This is a genomic window from Roseateles sp. Mitsp63, assembly GCF_059491535.1.
On the sequence record NZ_CP168509.1, the window covers coordinates 3,729,885 to 3,743,144 of the forward strand.

Sequence of the window (13,260 nt, forward strand, 5' to 3'; positions counted from 1 at the left end):
GGCCCGCGGCTTGCCCGCCTGGCGGCACCCCCGCTTTCCGACGAGAGGATGACCCATCAGCCCCTGCCGCGGCAGCCCTGGCACTGCATGAAGTGGTTCCTGGTCGCGTTGATGCTGGCCGTCGCGGCCTTGGCGCTACCCGCGCTGGCTCAGGATGCGCCGGTCGAGCCGCCCGATCCCGACAAGCTGCTCGACGGCGCGCGCAAGGACATGGCGGCGATCCGCAAGCAGCTCGACGACGCGCTGGACGACACGGAGCTGCAGGACTTCCGCAAGACGGCGCAGTCGGTGCAGTCGCGCGCCGAGGAAGCCGCTTCGGCGCTGGCGCCGCGGCTGACCGACGCGCAGGCGCGGCTCGCGCAGCTGGGCACGCCGCAGGCGGGCGTGAAGGAGGCCGCTGAACTGGCGTCCCAGCGCTCGCAGCTGACGCGCGAGGTCTCCGCCATCGACGCCCAGATCAAGCTGGCCAAGGTCACCGCCGTCGAGGCCGAGCAGGCCATCGCCACCGCGCAGGCGAACCGCCGGATGCAGCTGGGCGCGCGGCTCGGCGAGCGGATGCCGTCGGTCGTGCAGTCCGCGTTCTGGGATTCGCTCGCGCGCGAGCGAATCCCGGACCTGAACCGGACGCGCGACTTCGCCGATCAGCTGGGCTCGGTCTGGCGCGCGGTGCCGACGGGTGATTGGCTCACGCTCGCCGGCGCGGTGGCGGTGATCCTCCTCGTCGCCCATGCCTTGCGGCGCCTGATCGCGCACCTGTGCGCGACGCGCGTGCCGGCCGGACGCCTGCGCCGCTCGCTCTACGCGGTGAGCGTCGTCGTGCTGCGCACGCTGCGTCCCGGCCTGATCGCCCATGGCGTGGTGCTGACGCTCACGGCCAGCGCGCCGGCCAACCCGGCATTCGTGGGCTGGCTGGAGACGGTCGAGGCGATCGTCTGGTTCGGCGGCTTCGTGGCGGGGCTGGGAACGGCCTCGCTGATGCCGCGCAAGCCGTCGTGGCGGCTGCTGCCGCTGCCCGACGAGACCGCCGCGCGGCTGGCCTGGTTCCCGCACACGCTGGCGGCGGTGGTGATGCTGGGCTGGCTGTCGTCGCGCACGGCGGCCACGCTAGAGATCAGCCTGCCCTGGAATGGCGCCGTGCACGCGCTGGCCGCGCTGACCTTCATCGCGGTACTGTCCTTCGCGACGGTGCAGCTGCAAGGGCGGAGCCGGGACGCCAGGCCCGGCGCCGGCGGTGGCGCCGACGGCGGCGATCGCGGCGGCAGCCACCCCGCCTTCGAGATCCGTCCGCTGTGGCTGTCGGTGCTGCGCGCCGCGGCCTGGCTGGTCTTCGCCGGTTCCGGCGTGGCCTTGCTGACGGGCTTCGTCTCGCTGGCCATGTTCGCGATGAACCAGTTCGTCTGGGGCCTGATCGTGCTGGGCGGCGCCTACCTGCTGAGCGTGCTGGTCGACGACCTCTTCATGACGCTGCTGGTGCCCGCGCCGGGCGCGGCCGATCACGCCGCCCCGCCCGCGCCCGCCGCGGGGTCCGCCACGGGTTCCGACGCCGCGCCCGCCCCGCCCCGCACGCGCGAGCAGACCGCCCTGCTCCTGTCCGGCCTGTGCCGCGTGTCCATCGGCTTCTTCGCGCTGCTGTTGCTGATCGCGCCGTATGGCGAGGGGCCGCTGGACCTGTTCCGCCGCGCGGGCCGTTTCGAGCAGGGCCTGTCGATCGGCGAGCTGAGCCTGCGTCCGATGGCGCTGCTGCAGGGCGTGCTGGTGCTGGTGGCCGGCCTGGTGGCGGTGCGGCTGCTCAAGGGCTGGCTGTCGCAGCGCTACATGCCGACGACGCGGATGGACAGCGGCATGCGCTCGTCGACGACGACGCTGTTCGGCTACGTGGGCACGGTCGCGGTGATCGCCGCGGCGCTCTCGGCCGTCGGCTTCAGCCTGCAGAGCGTGGCCTGGGTCGCGAGCGCCCTGTCGGTGGGCATCGGCTTCGGGCTGCAGTCGGTGGTGCAGAACTTCGTCTCCGGCCTGATCCTGCTGGCGGAGCGGCCGGTGAAGGTGGGCGACTGGGTCTCGCTGTCCGGGGTCGAGGGCGACATCCGCCGCATCAGCGTGCGCGCCACCGAGATCCAGATGGGTGACCGCTCCACGGTCATCGTGCCGAACTCGGAGTTCATCACCAAGATCGTGCGCAACGTCACCTACGGCGAATCGCTCGGCATGGTGCAGTTCAAGCTGCCGATGCCGCTGGCAACCGACACCGAGCGCGTGAAGGCCGTGGTGCTGGCCTCGTTCCAGGCGCATCCCGGCGTGCTGACGGCACCCGCGCCCAACGTGCAGCTGGACGGCATCGACGGCGACAAGCTGGTGCTCAATGCGTCGGGCTTCGTCAGCTCGCCGCGGGCGGCCTACGGGATCAAGAGCGACCTGCTCCTGGACGTGCTGACCCGGCTGCGCGCCGAAGGGCTGCTGCCGGGCCAGGCCGCGCCCCCGGCGTGAACCGGGGCGAACGCCCCGATTCCATGCCCATCGGGGCGGCCGGTCAGAAGCGGTGCTGGATGCCCAGGCCCAGGCTGGACTGGCTGTCGGCGAAGCCGTTGTCGTCGCGCGAGACGCTGACCACGCCCTTGTCGCCGGATTTGGCGGTCGAGGCCACCGCGTACAGGCTGGTCCGCTTGGACAGCTCGTACTTGGCGCGCAGCGCGAAGAGCTTGGGATCGTCGGTGCCGCTGGCGCCGCTGGAGATGTCCTGGAAGTAGATCGCCGGCGTGATGCTCAGCGCCGGGGTCGCCTGCCAGGTCGCGCCCAGCCAGGTCATGGTGCTCTTGGCGCTGGCGCCGCCGGCCGCGAAGGTCTTCTTGTAGACGCGCTGCGCCAGGAACAGCTTCACCGGCTTGAGGTCATAGGACAGGCCCCAGTGCAGCGCCTTCTCCTTGTCGTAGCGGCCGTTGGCGCCCAGCGTCGATCCATTGCGCTGATCCACCACCAGCGTCGCCGCGAAGGGGCCGCTGCCGTAGGTGCCGGCCAGCGAGATGAAGCGGCCCGCCGCGTTGGAGCCGGTCACCTCGCCCAGCGCGTAGCTCGCGCCGAGCTTGACCGGGCCGAAGCTGCCCTGGTACTTCAGGAGGTTGGAGACGCCGGTGACCATGCCGTCCTTGCGCGGCAGCGTCGCGATCTGGCCGCCCGAGGTGGCCCAGGAATAGAACGGCGCGTAACCCATCGGATCGAAGGGCAGCATGAAGTCGTAGGTCGTCGAGTACGAGCGGCCCACGATCACGCGGCCGAAATCACCCTCCAGGCCGACGTTGGCCTGGCGGCCCCAGTAGGACGAGCCGGCCGCGCCGGTGTCGAAGCCGACCTCCGCCTCGAGCTGGAACACCGCCTTCAGGCCGCCGCCCAGGTCCTCGGCGCCGCGCAGGCCCCAGCGCGAGGTGTTCATGCCGCCCGAGGTCACGCCGAAGCGGTGATCGCCATTGGCGTTCATGTGGTCGCGGTACTCGACCAGCATGTCGGCGATGCCGTAGATGGTGACGCTGCTCTGCGCGAAGGCGGACGGCGCGGCGCACAGCGCGAGCAGGCCGGCGGCGCACGGCGCGCTGAAGCCGCTGAAGCCGCTGAAGCCGCTCGAGCGCGGACGGCGGGCCGGTCGGGCCGATTGGGCCGACTGGGCCGATGGGGCCGGTCGGGTCGATGGGGCGGCCATGTGGTGGACGTGGTTCAAAGGTGTCTCCTCGTTGTCGTTGATGGGGATTCGGAATCGATGGGGGCCCAGGCGCTCAGCGCCTCAGGCCGAAGCGGATGGCCAGTTCGGCGTACTCCCGGTTTTGCCGGTCGATGAACGCGCGCAGCGCCGGGCCGGTGAGCGCCAGCGGGAACAGGCCATGGCGCGCGCGGATCTCGTCGAAGGCGGGCGCGGCCATCAGGTGATCGAAGGTGGCGGTCCAGGCGGCATAGGCCGCGTCCGGGACCTTGGGGCCGACGTAGAAACCGCGGATCGCGGGCCAGACGATGTCCACGCCCTGCTCCCGCGCGGTCGGCACGCCGGCCAGCGGTCCGGGCAGGCGCTTGTCGGCGAGCACCGCCAGCGCGCGGAACGGCCCCGAGGGCGAGAGCTTGTCGAAGACCTCGGAGGCGTCGCCCATGTAGACCTGGACATGGCCGCCCTTGAGCGCGGCCATCGCCTCGCCGCCGCCCTCGAAGGCGACGAAGCGCATCGACTTGTGGTCCACGCCGCCGGCCCCGGCGACCAGCGCCGACTTGACCCAGTCCTGGCTGCCAATGGTGCCGCCGGCCGCGAAGCTGATGTGACCCGGATCGGCCTTGAGCGCGGCGAGCAGCTCGGGCAGCGTCTTCCAGGGCGCCTGCCGGCCGACCAGCACGACGCCATAGTCGATGCCCACGGCGGCGACCCAGCGCACGTCGTCGACGCTGCGCTTGCCGAAGCGGCCGTGCGACAGGTTCAGCAGCGAGCCGCTGGAGAAGGCCACCAGCGTCTGCGGCTCGGCGGGCCGGCGGGTGACGATCTGATCGAAGGCGATCGCGCCGACGCCCCCCGGCATGTAGCTGATGCGCATCGGCGTCCGGGTCAGACCGGCCTGCTGGAAGGCGGCCTGCGCGAGCTTGCAGCTCTGGTCGAAGCCGCCGCCGGGCTTGGCGGGGGCGATGCATTCCGGCGCGGCGTCGCCGATGGGCCATGGCGCGGCGGACGCCGCGCGGCCGGGCTGGGCCATGACGCCCCAGGGCGCCGCCATCCAGGCGGCGGCGAGCAGCGCGGCCGCCCAACGCCGGCCCGCCCGCAATGTCGGGATCGATCGCATCTTGTCTCCTCGCGGTGGTCTGGGTCGCCGCCGTCCGCCGCCGCCCGCGAATGCTCGCGACACGGCGGCAGGCCCGCGCGGTCGCCCGCCACCTGCTTGTTGCGGACTCTAGGAAAACGGCGCTTTCAGCCGGCTTTCAGCGTGAAAGGAAAAACCGCCGGCGCCTGCAGCGCAAGCCGCAGCGTCACCGCGGTGCCGCGTTCCAGCCCATCGGCATCCAGGCGCGCGGCCGCGACTTCCATGTCGCCGAAGTGGCGGCGCGCGATCGAGCGCACGATCGCCAGCCCCAGCCCCGAGCCCGGCAGGTCGACGTTGGAGCCGCGGAAGAAGCGCTCGCCCGCGCGCGGCCGCTCGTCGGCCGGAATGCCAGGGCCGTCGTCGACGACGCGGATCAGCGCCGCCGGTCCGTCGACCCCGATCTGCAGCGTCACGCGGCCGCCGCGCGGCGTGTAGCGCAGCGCGTTGTGCAGCAGGTTCAGCAAGGCCTCGCGCAACTGCCCTTCATGGCCGAGCACGACGATGTCGCCGGGCTCGCGCTCGACGCCCAGGTCGATGCCCTGCTCGCGCGCCAGCGGCCAGCACTCGCGCGCGCAGCGCTCGGCCAGCCGGTCCAGCGCGAGTGGCGCCATCTCGACCCGAGCCGTGTCGGCGCGCGCGAGCGCCAGCATCTGGTTGGTGCGGCGCACCGTGTCGTCGATCTGGACCTTGAGCGCCTCGAGGGCCTCGGCCAGCCGCTCGGGATCGCGCTCGCGGCGCGCATAGCCCACCATCGTCGCGAGCGTCGCCAGCGGCGTGCGCAGTTGATGCGACGCGTCGTCGACGAACCGCCGCCGGCCGTCGATCAGTTCGCGCTGCCGCGCCAGGTGGTGGTTGATCGCGCGCACCAGCGGCGCCGCGTCGGCGGGGACCTCGGACTCGTCGACCGGCGAGAGGTCGTCGTCGGCGCGGGCCTCGACCTCGCGCCGCAGCCGGTCCAGCGGCCGCAGCGCCCAGCCGATCACCAGCGCCAGCGTGCCGGCCACGATGGTCACGGTCAGCAGGTCGCGCCACATCGCCTGGATGAGCAGCGCGCGCGAGAAGGCGTTGCGGGAGTTGGTGCTTTCGGCGACCTGGATGATCAGGCGCCGGCCGGGACGCTCGGGGTCGAGCTCGCGTGCCCAGGCGCCGACGCGCACCGGCGCGCCGAAGTATTCGGCATCGATGAAGCGCGGCACGCCGGTCTTGAGCGGCTGCGCGGGCAGCGGCAGGCCGGCGTTGCCGATCTCGACCAGGCCGTCCTCGGTGCTGACGCGGAAGTAGACCTGGCCGCTGGCGGTCAGCTCGAAGAACTCGAGCAGCCGGTACGGCATCTCGACGGACAGGCCGCCGGTCTCGGTGGAGACGTTGTTCTCGATGGCCTTGATCGCGCCGAGCAGCGAGCGGTCGTAGGCCGAGTTGGCGGCCTGCAGCGCGGTGCCCCAGGTCAGCGCGAGCTCCAGCCCGACGGCGGCCAGCATCACCGGCAGCACCAGCGTGAGCAGCGTGCGGCGGACGCTGAAGCGATGCCAGCGCGCGGGGAGCGACGGACGCCAGGACCAGCGCCGGTCCCCTTTCCGGTCCGTTTGCCGTCCCTCCAGCCCTCCCTCTTGCCGCCCCTCTCGCCGCCCCTCTCGCCGCCCCTCTCGCCGCCCCTCTCGCCGCCCCTCTCGCCGGCGCGAGTCCGCGTCCGGCGGCGTCAGCCTCATGCCGCTTCCAGCACGTAGCCCAGGCCGCGCAGCGTCGTGATGCGGACCTTGCCCGATTCGATGCGGCGCCGCAGCCGGTGGACCAGCACCTCGACGGCTTCGGGGCGGACGTCCTGCTCGTCGGAGAACAGGCGCTCGAGGATTTCCTGCTTGGACATCGGCTCGCCGCTGTGCTGGATCAGCGTGCGCAGCACCGCGTGCTCGCGCGGCGACAAGGCCAGCGGTTCCCGGTCCAGCGTGAAGAGCTTGGAGGCGGCGTCATAGACCAGCGGGCCACAGGCGAAACGCGGCTGGTCGCGGCCGCGGGAGCGGCGGATCAACGCGACCAGGCGGGCTTCGAGTTCCTGGAGCTCGAAGGGTTTGGCGAGGAAGTCGTCGGCGCCTTCGTGAAGCGTGCTGACGCGTTCCATCAGCGAGTCGCGGGCGGTCAGCACCAGGACGGGGACACGGGAATCGGCATCGCGCAGCCTGGCCAGGATTTCATGGCCGCCCAGTCCGGGCAGGCCGAGGTCCAGGATCATCGCGTCGTAGCGGGTCGTGACGAGCTGGTTCAGCACGAGGCGGCCGTCGTCGACCCAGTCGACGACAAAGTCGTTCTGGCCGAGCGCCTTCACCAGCCAGTCGGCCAGGGGCTTTTCATCTTCGACGAGGAGGATCCGCATGGCGCGCGATGCTAGCGCGCCACTTTGCGGGGTCAGCTAGGTTCTTTCCACATGGCGCTTCCTCGCCGGCCGGCGCCAGTGCTTCATTCCTTGGACCGCGCATTCTTTTCGGGATCGTCGCCAAATTGATTGGGGTCTCCGAAAACCCCCTTCTTGTAGGCGATGTAATTGGCCACCCCAAAGAACACGGCAAAGAAGACGCCCGCAGCTGCGCAATTGAGCAAATATTCAATCAGCATGAAACCCCCTTATGAACAGAAAGTAATGCCCTTCCGGATCAAAGGCGGACATGTGCCGGCCAGCCAAAATGCCGTTGTTTCCGGTGCCACTGCAACTCCTGAGGTCCGTTGAAGACAACGATCCTAGGGTCACTGGAATCACCGCCAAATCACCCATCCCCGCCTTTTGCGAGTTTCTTGCTATCAAAACCACGCAAGAAAGTAGGCGGAGGGGATATCGCGACAAACTGGGGTCAGCGAATCGCGCCGAACGGGGCGCAGGGATGAAGGACGCGGACGCGGCGGGTTCAGCGGCCGTCTCCCGACGGCACCGGCGCCCGCCGCGCGGTCAGCGCTCAGGCCAGGTCGCGCCGGGCGGCATCGATCGTCGCGATGGCCTGGACGGTGTCGCCATGGCGGACCAGCCAGCTCACCTTCTCGAGCTGGCGCAGGTCGCCAGCGTTGTCCGGATCGCGCTGCGCCATCAACTGGCGCCGGACATCGCGCAGCAGATGCATCGCGTTGTCCTGGTGGTCGCAATAGAGCTCGACCTGCACCGCGCGCAGTTGCTGGTGAACGATCGCGCGGCGCTCCGATCGCCGCGCCAGGTCGTCGGTGTTCGTCGAGGCCTGGGCCGACGCCGCCGCGAAGGCGGCGACCATGGCGAGGATCGGGGTGGACTTGCTCATGTGCATCTCCTGGGTCCGGCAGGCACCGCGCCGGTGGCGTCTCAAGGAAGGCGTCGCCGTGGGCCGCGGGGCCGGTCGGGCCGATTGCGTCAAAAACTGTGTGCCCTGGACGTAAGGTGCGCCTGTCGAATTAGAGAGACCTTAAGCAGAGGCCCTCCGGCGCGATTCCAGGCACGACCTGGCGCTCCGCGCACGGGGAATTACGCAGCGGCAACGCCGGCGTCACCGATCGTCACGCACCGTCACCGGCCATGCACGCCGCGGCGCCGCGCCCCCGGCATCGCCCTTGCCCGTTTCAAGGCGCCGGGCGCGGGCTTGGCGTCCGGCCCGCGTCGCTCCTACACTCGGACCGCGTTCGCCAGCAGGTCGCCCAGGGAGACAACAGATGACCGAAGAGACTGCGGCGCCCGTCGTCCTGTTCGTGGACGACGAGCCTTCCATCCTCAGCGCGCTGCGCCGGCTGGTCCGGCCCCAGGGCTATCGCGTGCTGCTCGCGTCCGGAGGCGCCGCCGGGCTTGAACTGCTGGCGCAGGAGCCGGTCGATGTCGTGGTCTCCGACATGCGCATGCCGGAGATGGATGGCGCCGTGTTCCTGGAGCAGGTCCGCGAACGCTGGCCCGCGGTGGGCCGCATCCTGCTGACCGGCTATGCCGACATCCAGGCCACCGTGGCGGCCGTCAACCGCGGCCAGATCCAGCGCCACATCGCCAAGCCCTGGGACGATCGCGAGCTGCTGATGGCCATCGACGACGCGCTGTCGCGGCGCCGGCTCGAGGTCGAGAATCGCGCGCTGCTGCAGCTCACCAAGAGCCAGAACGCGGAGCTGCAATCGCTCAATGCCGACCTCTCGCAGCGCGTGCGCGCCCGCACGATGGAGCTCGAGCAGGTCAACGCGATGCTGGAGAAATCCTTCGAGCAGGTGAAGGAGACCTTCCTGCTGTCCATCCAGGTGTTCTCCGGCCTGATGGAGCTGCGCGAAGGCGGCCTGGCGGGCTACTCGCGGCAGGTCGCGGACCTGGCGCGGCGCACCGCGCGCCGCATGGGCCTGGGTCCGCGCGTCGAGGAGGACGTCCACAGCGCCGGCCTGCTGCACGAGATCGGCAAGCTCGGCTTCCCCGACGCGCTGCTGCGCAAGCCGGTGTCGACGATGAACGCCGAGGAGATGGCCCGCTACCGGCGCCACACCCTCAACGCCGAGGCGGCGCTGCTGCCGCTGGGCCAGCTGCAGCACGTGGCGCGGCTGGTGCGCTCGCAGCACGAGCGCATCGACGGCAAGGGCTTTCCCGACGGGCTCTCGGGCGACGCCGTGCCGCTGGCGGCGCAGGCGCTCGGCATCGCCAGCGACTATCTCGCCGCGCTGTCGGGCCGCATGGCCGAGCAGCGCTTCACGCCGGCGCAGGCGCTGCAGCTGGCGCGCGGCGGCGCCGGCACGCGCTATGAGCCGGAGATCGTCGAGGCCTTCGAGCTCGCCCTCACCGACGAGCCCGAGGACGTGCCGCGCGACCGCCAGATCAGCCCGCAGGACATCGAGCCCGGCATGGTGCTGGCGCGCGACCTGCTCACGCCCAAGGGGACCCTGCTGCTCGCGGCGGGGCACGTCTTCGACGCGCGGCTGGTGCGCCAGATCCGCGAGTTCGCCGGCCGCGAGGGCGTGAAGCTGGCGCTCTTCGTCCAGCCGCCCGACGGGGACACCGCGCCCGCGCCGCACCGCGCCGCCGCGCCGCAAGGAGCCGCCCATGGCTGAACGCCTGCTGATCGTGGACGACGAGCCCGGCATCCTGCATGCGCTGCAGCGGCTGCTGCGCCACGGCCTCACCGCCGCCGACGGCAGCCGCTACGTCGTCGACGAATGCGCCGACGGCGCGCAGGCGCTGGAGCGCGCCCGCAGCCATCACTACGCGCTGGCGATCTCGGACTACCGCATGCCCGAGATGAATGGCGTCGACTTCCTGACGGCGCTGCGCGCGCTGCAGCCGGACTGCCAGCGCATCATCCTGTCGGGCTACGCCGACCTGAACGCGCTGGTGCGCGCGGTCAACGAGGCCGCGATCGCGCGCTTCATCGCCAAGCCCTGGGCCGACTACGACCTGCTGAGCGCCGTGCGCCAGGTGCTGCAGGTGCGCGAGCTGCAGCTGGAGAACCGGCGGCTCGCCGACCTCGTGCGCGCGCAGCAGGGACAGATCAGCGCGCAGGAGGCCGAGCTGCGGCGCCTGGAGCGCCTGGAGCCCGGCATCACCCAGGTCCAGTGGGCCGATGACGGATCCTTCATCCTGGAAGACCCGGGCGACGTGAAGCTATGAACGCGCCGGACACCGCCTCGATCGCGTCCGCGGGCGCGCCGCCCATCCACCTGGTGGCCGCCTGGGAGGCCGTCACGACGCCGCTGCTCGTCCATGACGAGGAGCGCATCGTCCACGCCAACGCCGCGATGCTGCGGCTGCTGGGCTACGAGTCCGGCGCGCTGCTCGCGCTGCCCTTCGACGCCTGGGCGGTGCCGGCGCAGCGCGGGTCGCTGCGCAGCTACGGCCTGCAGGCGATCGCGCAGGACGCGCTGCCGCCCGCGATCGAGATCGACGCGGAGACCGCCAGCGGCTCGGTGCGCTCGCTGGAGCTGAGCGCGCGCCCGTACACGCTGCAGGGCCGCCGGCTGAACGTGCTGACGGTGCAGGACCTCAGCGACATGCGGCACGTGCAGACCAGCCTGCTGGACGTCGGCCGCGTGCTGCACCAGATCATCGAGAACAGCCCCGTGGCGAGCTTCGTGCTCGATGCCGAGCACCGCGTGACGCACTGGAACATGGCCTGCAGCAAGCTCACGGGCATCGACCGCTTCGACATGCTGGGGCGCCGCGACGCCTGGACCGCCTTCTATCCCGAGGCCCGGCCGCTGCTGGCCGACCTGATCATCGACGGCACCATCGAGGCGCAGAACGGCCCGCTGTACGAGGGCCGCTGCCGGCGCTCGGAGACCATCGACGACGCCTACGAGGTCGAGGCCTTCTTCCCGAAGATGGACGACGGCGGCCGGTGGCTGTTCTTCACCGCCGCGCCGCTGCTCGACGCGCAAGGCGCCGTCGTCGGCGCCATCGAGACGCTGCAGGACGTCACCCAGCGCCGCCGCGCCGAGGAGGAGCTGCGCCGCCATCGCGCCGAACTCGAGGAGCTGGTGACCGAGCGCACGGCCGAGCTGCTGCTGACGCACCATGAGCTCGAGGCCTTCCTGGAGAACGCCTCGGTGGGCATCGTGACCACGCTGAACCAGCGGCTGGTGCGCGGCAATCGCAAGTTCGCGGAGATGTTCGAGCTCGGCGAGGAGTCGCCCAGCGGCATCCCGACCCGCAGCTTCTTCGCCAGCGACGAGGACTTCCAGACGCTGGCCGCGGTGGCCTATCCGGTGCTCTCGCGCGGCGAGTCGCTGCAGCACGAGATGGAGATGCAGTCCCTGAGCGGCCGCCGCCTGTGGATCCAGATGATCGCGTACGTCGCCAACCCGCACGACCGGCTGGCCCAGACCTGGTGGCTGCTGCAGGACCGCACCGAGGAGCGCCGCGTCCAGCAGGCGCTGGCCGAGAACTACCAGCGCATCAAGCTCACCAACACGCGGCTCGAGGAGGCGCAGAACCAGCTGCTGCAATCCGAGAAGATGGCCTCGATCGGCCAGCTCGCCGCCGGCGTGGCGCATGAGATCAACAACCCGATCGGCTTCGTCACCTCCAACCTGGGCACGCTGCGGGGCTATGTCGAGCCGATGTTCGGGCTGCTGGACGCGATGCAGTCGGCCGTCGGCGAACTGCCCGAGGCCGTGCGGGCGGCGCTGAAGGAGCTCGACCGCCGCATCGACCTGTCCTTCGTCAAGGAGGACCTGCCGCAGCTGCTCGACGAGAGCGAGGACGGCCTGGTGCGGGTCAAGAAGATCGTCCAGGATCTGAAGGACTTCTCGCGCGTGGACCACGCCGAGTGGCAGGACGCCGACCTCAACGCCGGCCTGGACTCGACGCTCAACGTCGTCATGAACGAGGTCAAGTACAAGGCCGAGGTGCGCAAGGACTACGGCCCGCTGCCGCCGGTGCGCTGCATCGCGGCGCAGTTGAACCAGGTCTTCATGAACCTGATCGTCAATGCCGCGCATGCGATCCCGCAGCGCGGCGAGATCCGCCTGACGACGCGCGCCGAGGGCGACTGGGTCTGGGTCCAGGTGGAGGACACCGGCTCGGGCATGAGCGAGGAGGTCCGGCGCCGCATCTTCGAGCCCTTCTTCACCACCAAGCCGGTGGGCAAGGGCACGGGACTGGGGCTGTCGCTGTCCTACTCGATCGTGCAGAAGCATGCCGGGCGCATCGAGGTCGAGAGCACGCCCGGCGAGGGCACGCGCTTCCGGGTGTGGATCCCGGTCCAGCCGCCCGCGGCGCCGCCGGACTGAGCTTTCCCGGCCTTTTGTATGCCAGTGTGTCCGGCGGGGACCCGGACACGCGGCGCGCCAATTCGCCGCGGCGTCCACACACCGTCGATACATGCGGCCGATGAAATACGGGTCACGCAGCGGATGTCGCTGCATCCACGGAGCCCACCATGACTGTCACCACCCCCGACCGCGTTCAAGTCCTCTACACCGCCCGCACCCGCACCACCGGCGGCCGCGAGGGCCGCGGCCAGTCCGACGACGGACGCCTCGATGTCCAGCTGGGCTCGCCCGGCTCCTCGCGCCCGGGGACGAATCCGGAGCAGCTGTTCGCGGTCGGCTGGTCGGCCTGCTTCATCGGCGCCATGGGCCTGGCGGCCCAGGACATCGGCGTGAAGCTGCCCGCCGACGCGGACGTCGAGGCGGCCGTCGACCTCAACAAGGGCAGCGAGGGCTACTCGCTCAGCGCCCGGCTGCGCGTCAGCCTGCCCGGCCTGCCGCGCGACACCGCCTACGAGCTGATCAAGCGCGCCCACGCCACCTGCCCCTACTCGAAGATGACGCGCGGCAACATCGACGTCGGGCTGGAGCTGGCCTGAGGCCGGCCGGGCCTGGAGGAGCCGCCATGAAGCGCCTGCTGTTCGCGCTGCTCTTCCTGCTCGGCGGCGTGGCGCATGAGGTGCGCCATCCGTTGCAGTGCACGGCCATCGCCAGCGGCGGGGAGCGGCGCCGGCGCGGCCCGCCGCCGTCGGTATAGTCCCCGGCA

General features: G+C 71.1%; 12 protein-coding genes. 6 read left to right on the plus strand and 6 right to left on the minus strand.

What is annotated here, in order from left to right:
- Positions 1-48: 48 nt before the first annotated feature.
- Complete coding sequence (locus tag ACEN96_RS16320) at positions 49-2,484, plus strand: DUF3772 domain-containing protein (protein ID WP_495584145.1); 2,436 nt, start codon at positions 49-51, stop codon at positions 2,482-2,484.
- A gap of 43 nt (positions 2,485-2,527) precedes the next feature.
- On the opposite strand, the gene ACEN96_RS16325 is transcribed toward ACEN96_RS16320, so the two are convergent.
- The 6 genes from ACEN96_RS16325 to ACEN96_RS16350 all read right to left on the minus strand — a co-directional run bounded on the left by ACEN96_RS16325 (position 2,528) and on the right by ACEN96_RS16350 (position 8,095).
- The gene (locus ACEN96_RS16325) at positions 2,528-3,706 is read right to left on the minus strand and encodes a porin (RefSeq protein ID WP_495584146.1); all 1,179 of its coding nucleotides are present in this window, start codon (positions 3,704-3,706) and stop codon (positions 2,528-2,530) included.
- A gap of 55 nt (positions 3,707-3,761) precedes the next feature.
- Positions 3,762-4,793, minus strand: coding sequence for a Bug family tripartite tricarboxylate transporter substrate binding protein (locus ACEN96_RS16330; RefSeq protein WP_495588623.1), 1,032 nt, complete (start codon positions 4,791-4,793; stop codon positions 3,762-3,764).
- Positions 4,794-4,927: 134 nt separating this feature from the next.
- Positions 4,928-6,298 (minus strand): sensor histidine kinase, encoded by a 1,371-nt coding sequence (locus ACEN96_RS16335; RefSeq protein WP_495584147.1) that lies wholly within the window; start codon positions 6,296-6,298, stop codon positions 4,928-4,930.
- 224 nt (positions 6,299-6,522) lie between these two features.
- Entirely contained in the window at positions 6,523-7,188 is a 666-nt protein-coding gene (locus ACEN96_RS16340; protein WP_495584148.1) for a response regulator, read from the minus strand.
- Positions 7,189-7,271: 83 nt separating this feature from the next.
- Positions 7,272-7,427, minus strand: a complete 156-nt coding sequence (locus ACEN96_RS16345) for a hypothetical protein (protein WP_495584149.1) — start codon at positions 7,425-7,427, stop codon at positions 7,272-7,274.
- A 335-nt stretch (positions 7,428-7,762) separates the two neighbouring features.
- Positions 7,763-8,095, minus strand: a complete 333-nt coding sequence (locus tag ACEN96_RS16350) for a hypothetical protein (protein WP_495584150.1) — start codon at positions 8,093-8,095, stop codon at positions 7,763-7,765.
- A gap of 385 nt (positions 8,096-8,480) precedes the next feature.
- Between ACEN96_RS16350 and nosR the strand changes: the two genes are divergently transcribed.
- The 5 genes from nosR to ACEN96_RS16375 all read left to right on the plus strand — a co-directional run bounded on the left by nosR (position 8,481) and on the right by ACEN96_RS16375 (position 13,251).
- Entirely contained in the window at positions 8,481-9,839 is a 1,359-nt protein-coding gene (gene nosR / locus ACEN96_RS16355) for a response regulator c-di-GMP phosphodiesterase, NosR family (protein ID WP_495584151.1), read from the plus strand.
- Positions 9,832-10,395 (plus strand): response regulator, encoded by a 564-nt coding sequence (locus ACEN96_RS16360; protein WP_495584152.1) that lies wholly within the window; start codon positions 9,832-9,834, stop codon positions 10,393-10,395. The genes nosR and ACEN96_RS16360 overlap by 8 nt, the downstream gene beginning before the upstream one ends.
- Positions 10,392-12,515 (plus strand): ATP-binding protein, encoded by a 2,124-nt coding sequence (locus ACEN96_RS16365; RefSeq protein WP_495584153.1) that lies wholly within the window; start codon positions 10,392-10,394, stop codon positions 12,513-12,515. The genes ACEN96_RS16360 and ACEN96_RS16365 overlap by 4 nt, the downstream gene beginning before the upstream one ends.
- Positions 12,516-12,664: 149 nt before the next feature.
- Positions 12,665-13,093: an organic hydroperoxide resistance protein gene (locus ACEN96_RS16370; protein WP_495584154.1), complete on the plus strand. Its 429-nt coding sequence runs from the start codon at positions 12,665-12,667 to the stop codon at positions 13,091-13,093.
- Between the two features lie 26 nt (positions 13,094-13,119).
- Positions 13,120-13,251, plus strand: a complete 132-nt coding sequence (locus ACEN96_RS16375) for a hypothetical protein (RefSeq protein ID WP_495584155.1) — start codon at positions 13,120-13,122, stop codon at positions 13,249-13,251.
- Positions 13,252-13,260 lie beyond the last annotated feature (9 nt).

Bases quoted from the DNA above. Each gene is read 5' to 3' on its own strand.
- ACEN96_RS16365 (WP_495584153.1), top strand. From the start codon at position 10,392: ATGAACGCGCCGGACACCGCCTCGATCGCGTCCGCGGGCGCGCCGCCC.
- ACEN96_RS16370 (WP_495584154.1), top strand. From the start codon at position 12,665: ATGACTGTCACCACCCCCGACCGCGTTCAAGTCCTCTACACCGCCCGC.
- ACEN96_RS16345 (WP_495584149.1), bottom strand. From the start codon at position 7,427: ATGCTGATTGAATATTTGCTCAATTGCGCAGCTGCGGGCGTCTTCTTT.
- ACEN96_RS16360 (WP_495584152.1), top strand. From the start codon at position 9,832: ATGGCTGAACGCCTGCTGATCGTGGACGACGAGCCCGGCATCCTGCAT.
- ACEN96_RS16320 (WP_495584145.1), top strand. From the start codon at position 49: ATGACCCATCAGCCCCTGCCGCGGCAGCCCTGGCACTGCATGAAGTGG.
- ACEN96_RS16350 (WP_495584150.1), bottom strand. From the start codon at position 8,095: ATGAGCAAGTCCACCCCGATCCTCGCCATGGTCGCCGCCTTCGCGGCG.
- ACEN96_RS16375 (WP_495584155.1), top strand. From the start codon at position 13,120: ATGAAGCGCCTGCTGTTCGCGCTGCTCTTCCTGCTCGGCGGCGTGGCG.
- ACEN96_RS16340 (WP_495584148.1), bottom strand. From the start codon at position 7,188: ATGCGGATCCTCCTCGTCGAAGATGAAAAGCCCCTGGCCGACTGGCTG.
- ACEN96_RS16335 (WP_495584147.1), bottom strand. From the start codon at position 6,298: ATGCTGGCCGCCGTCGGGCTGGAGCTCGCGCTGACCTGGGGCACCGCG.
- nosR (WP_495584151.1), top strand. From the start codon at position 8,481: ATGACCGAAGAGACTGCGGCGCCCGTCGTCCTGTTCGTGGACGACGAG.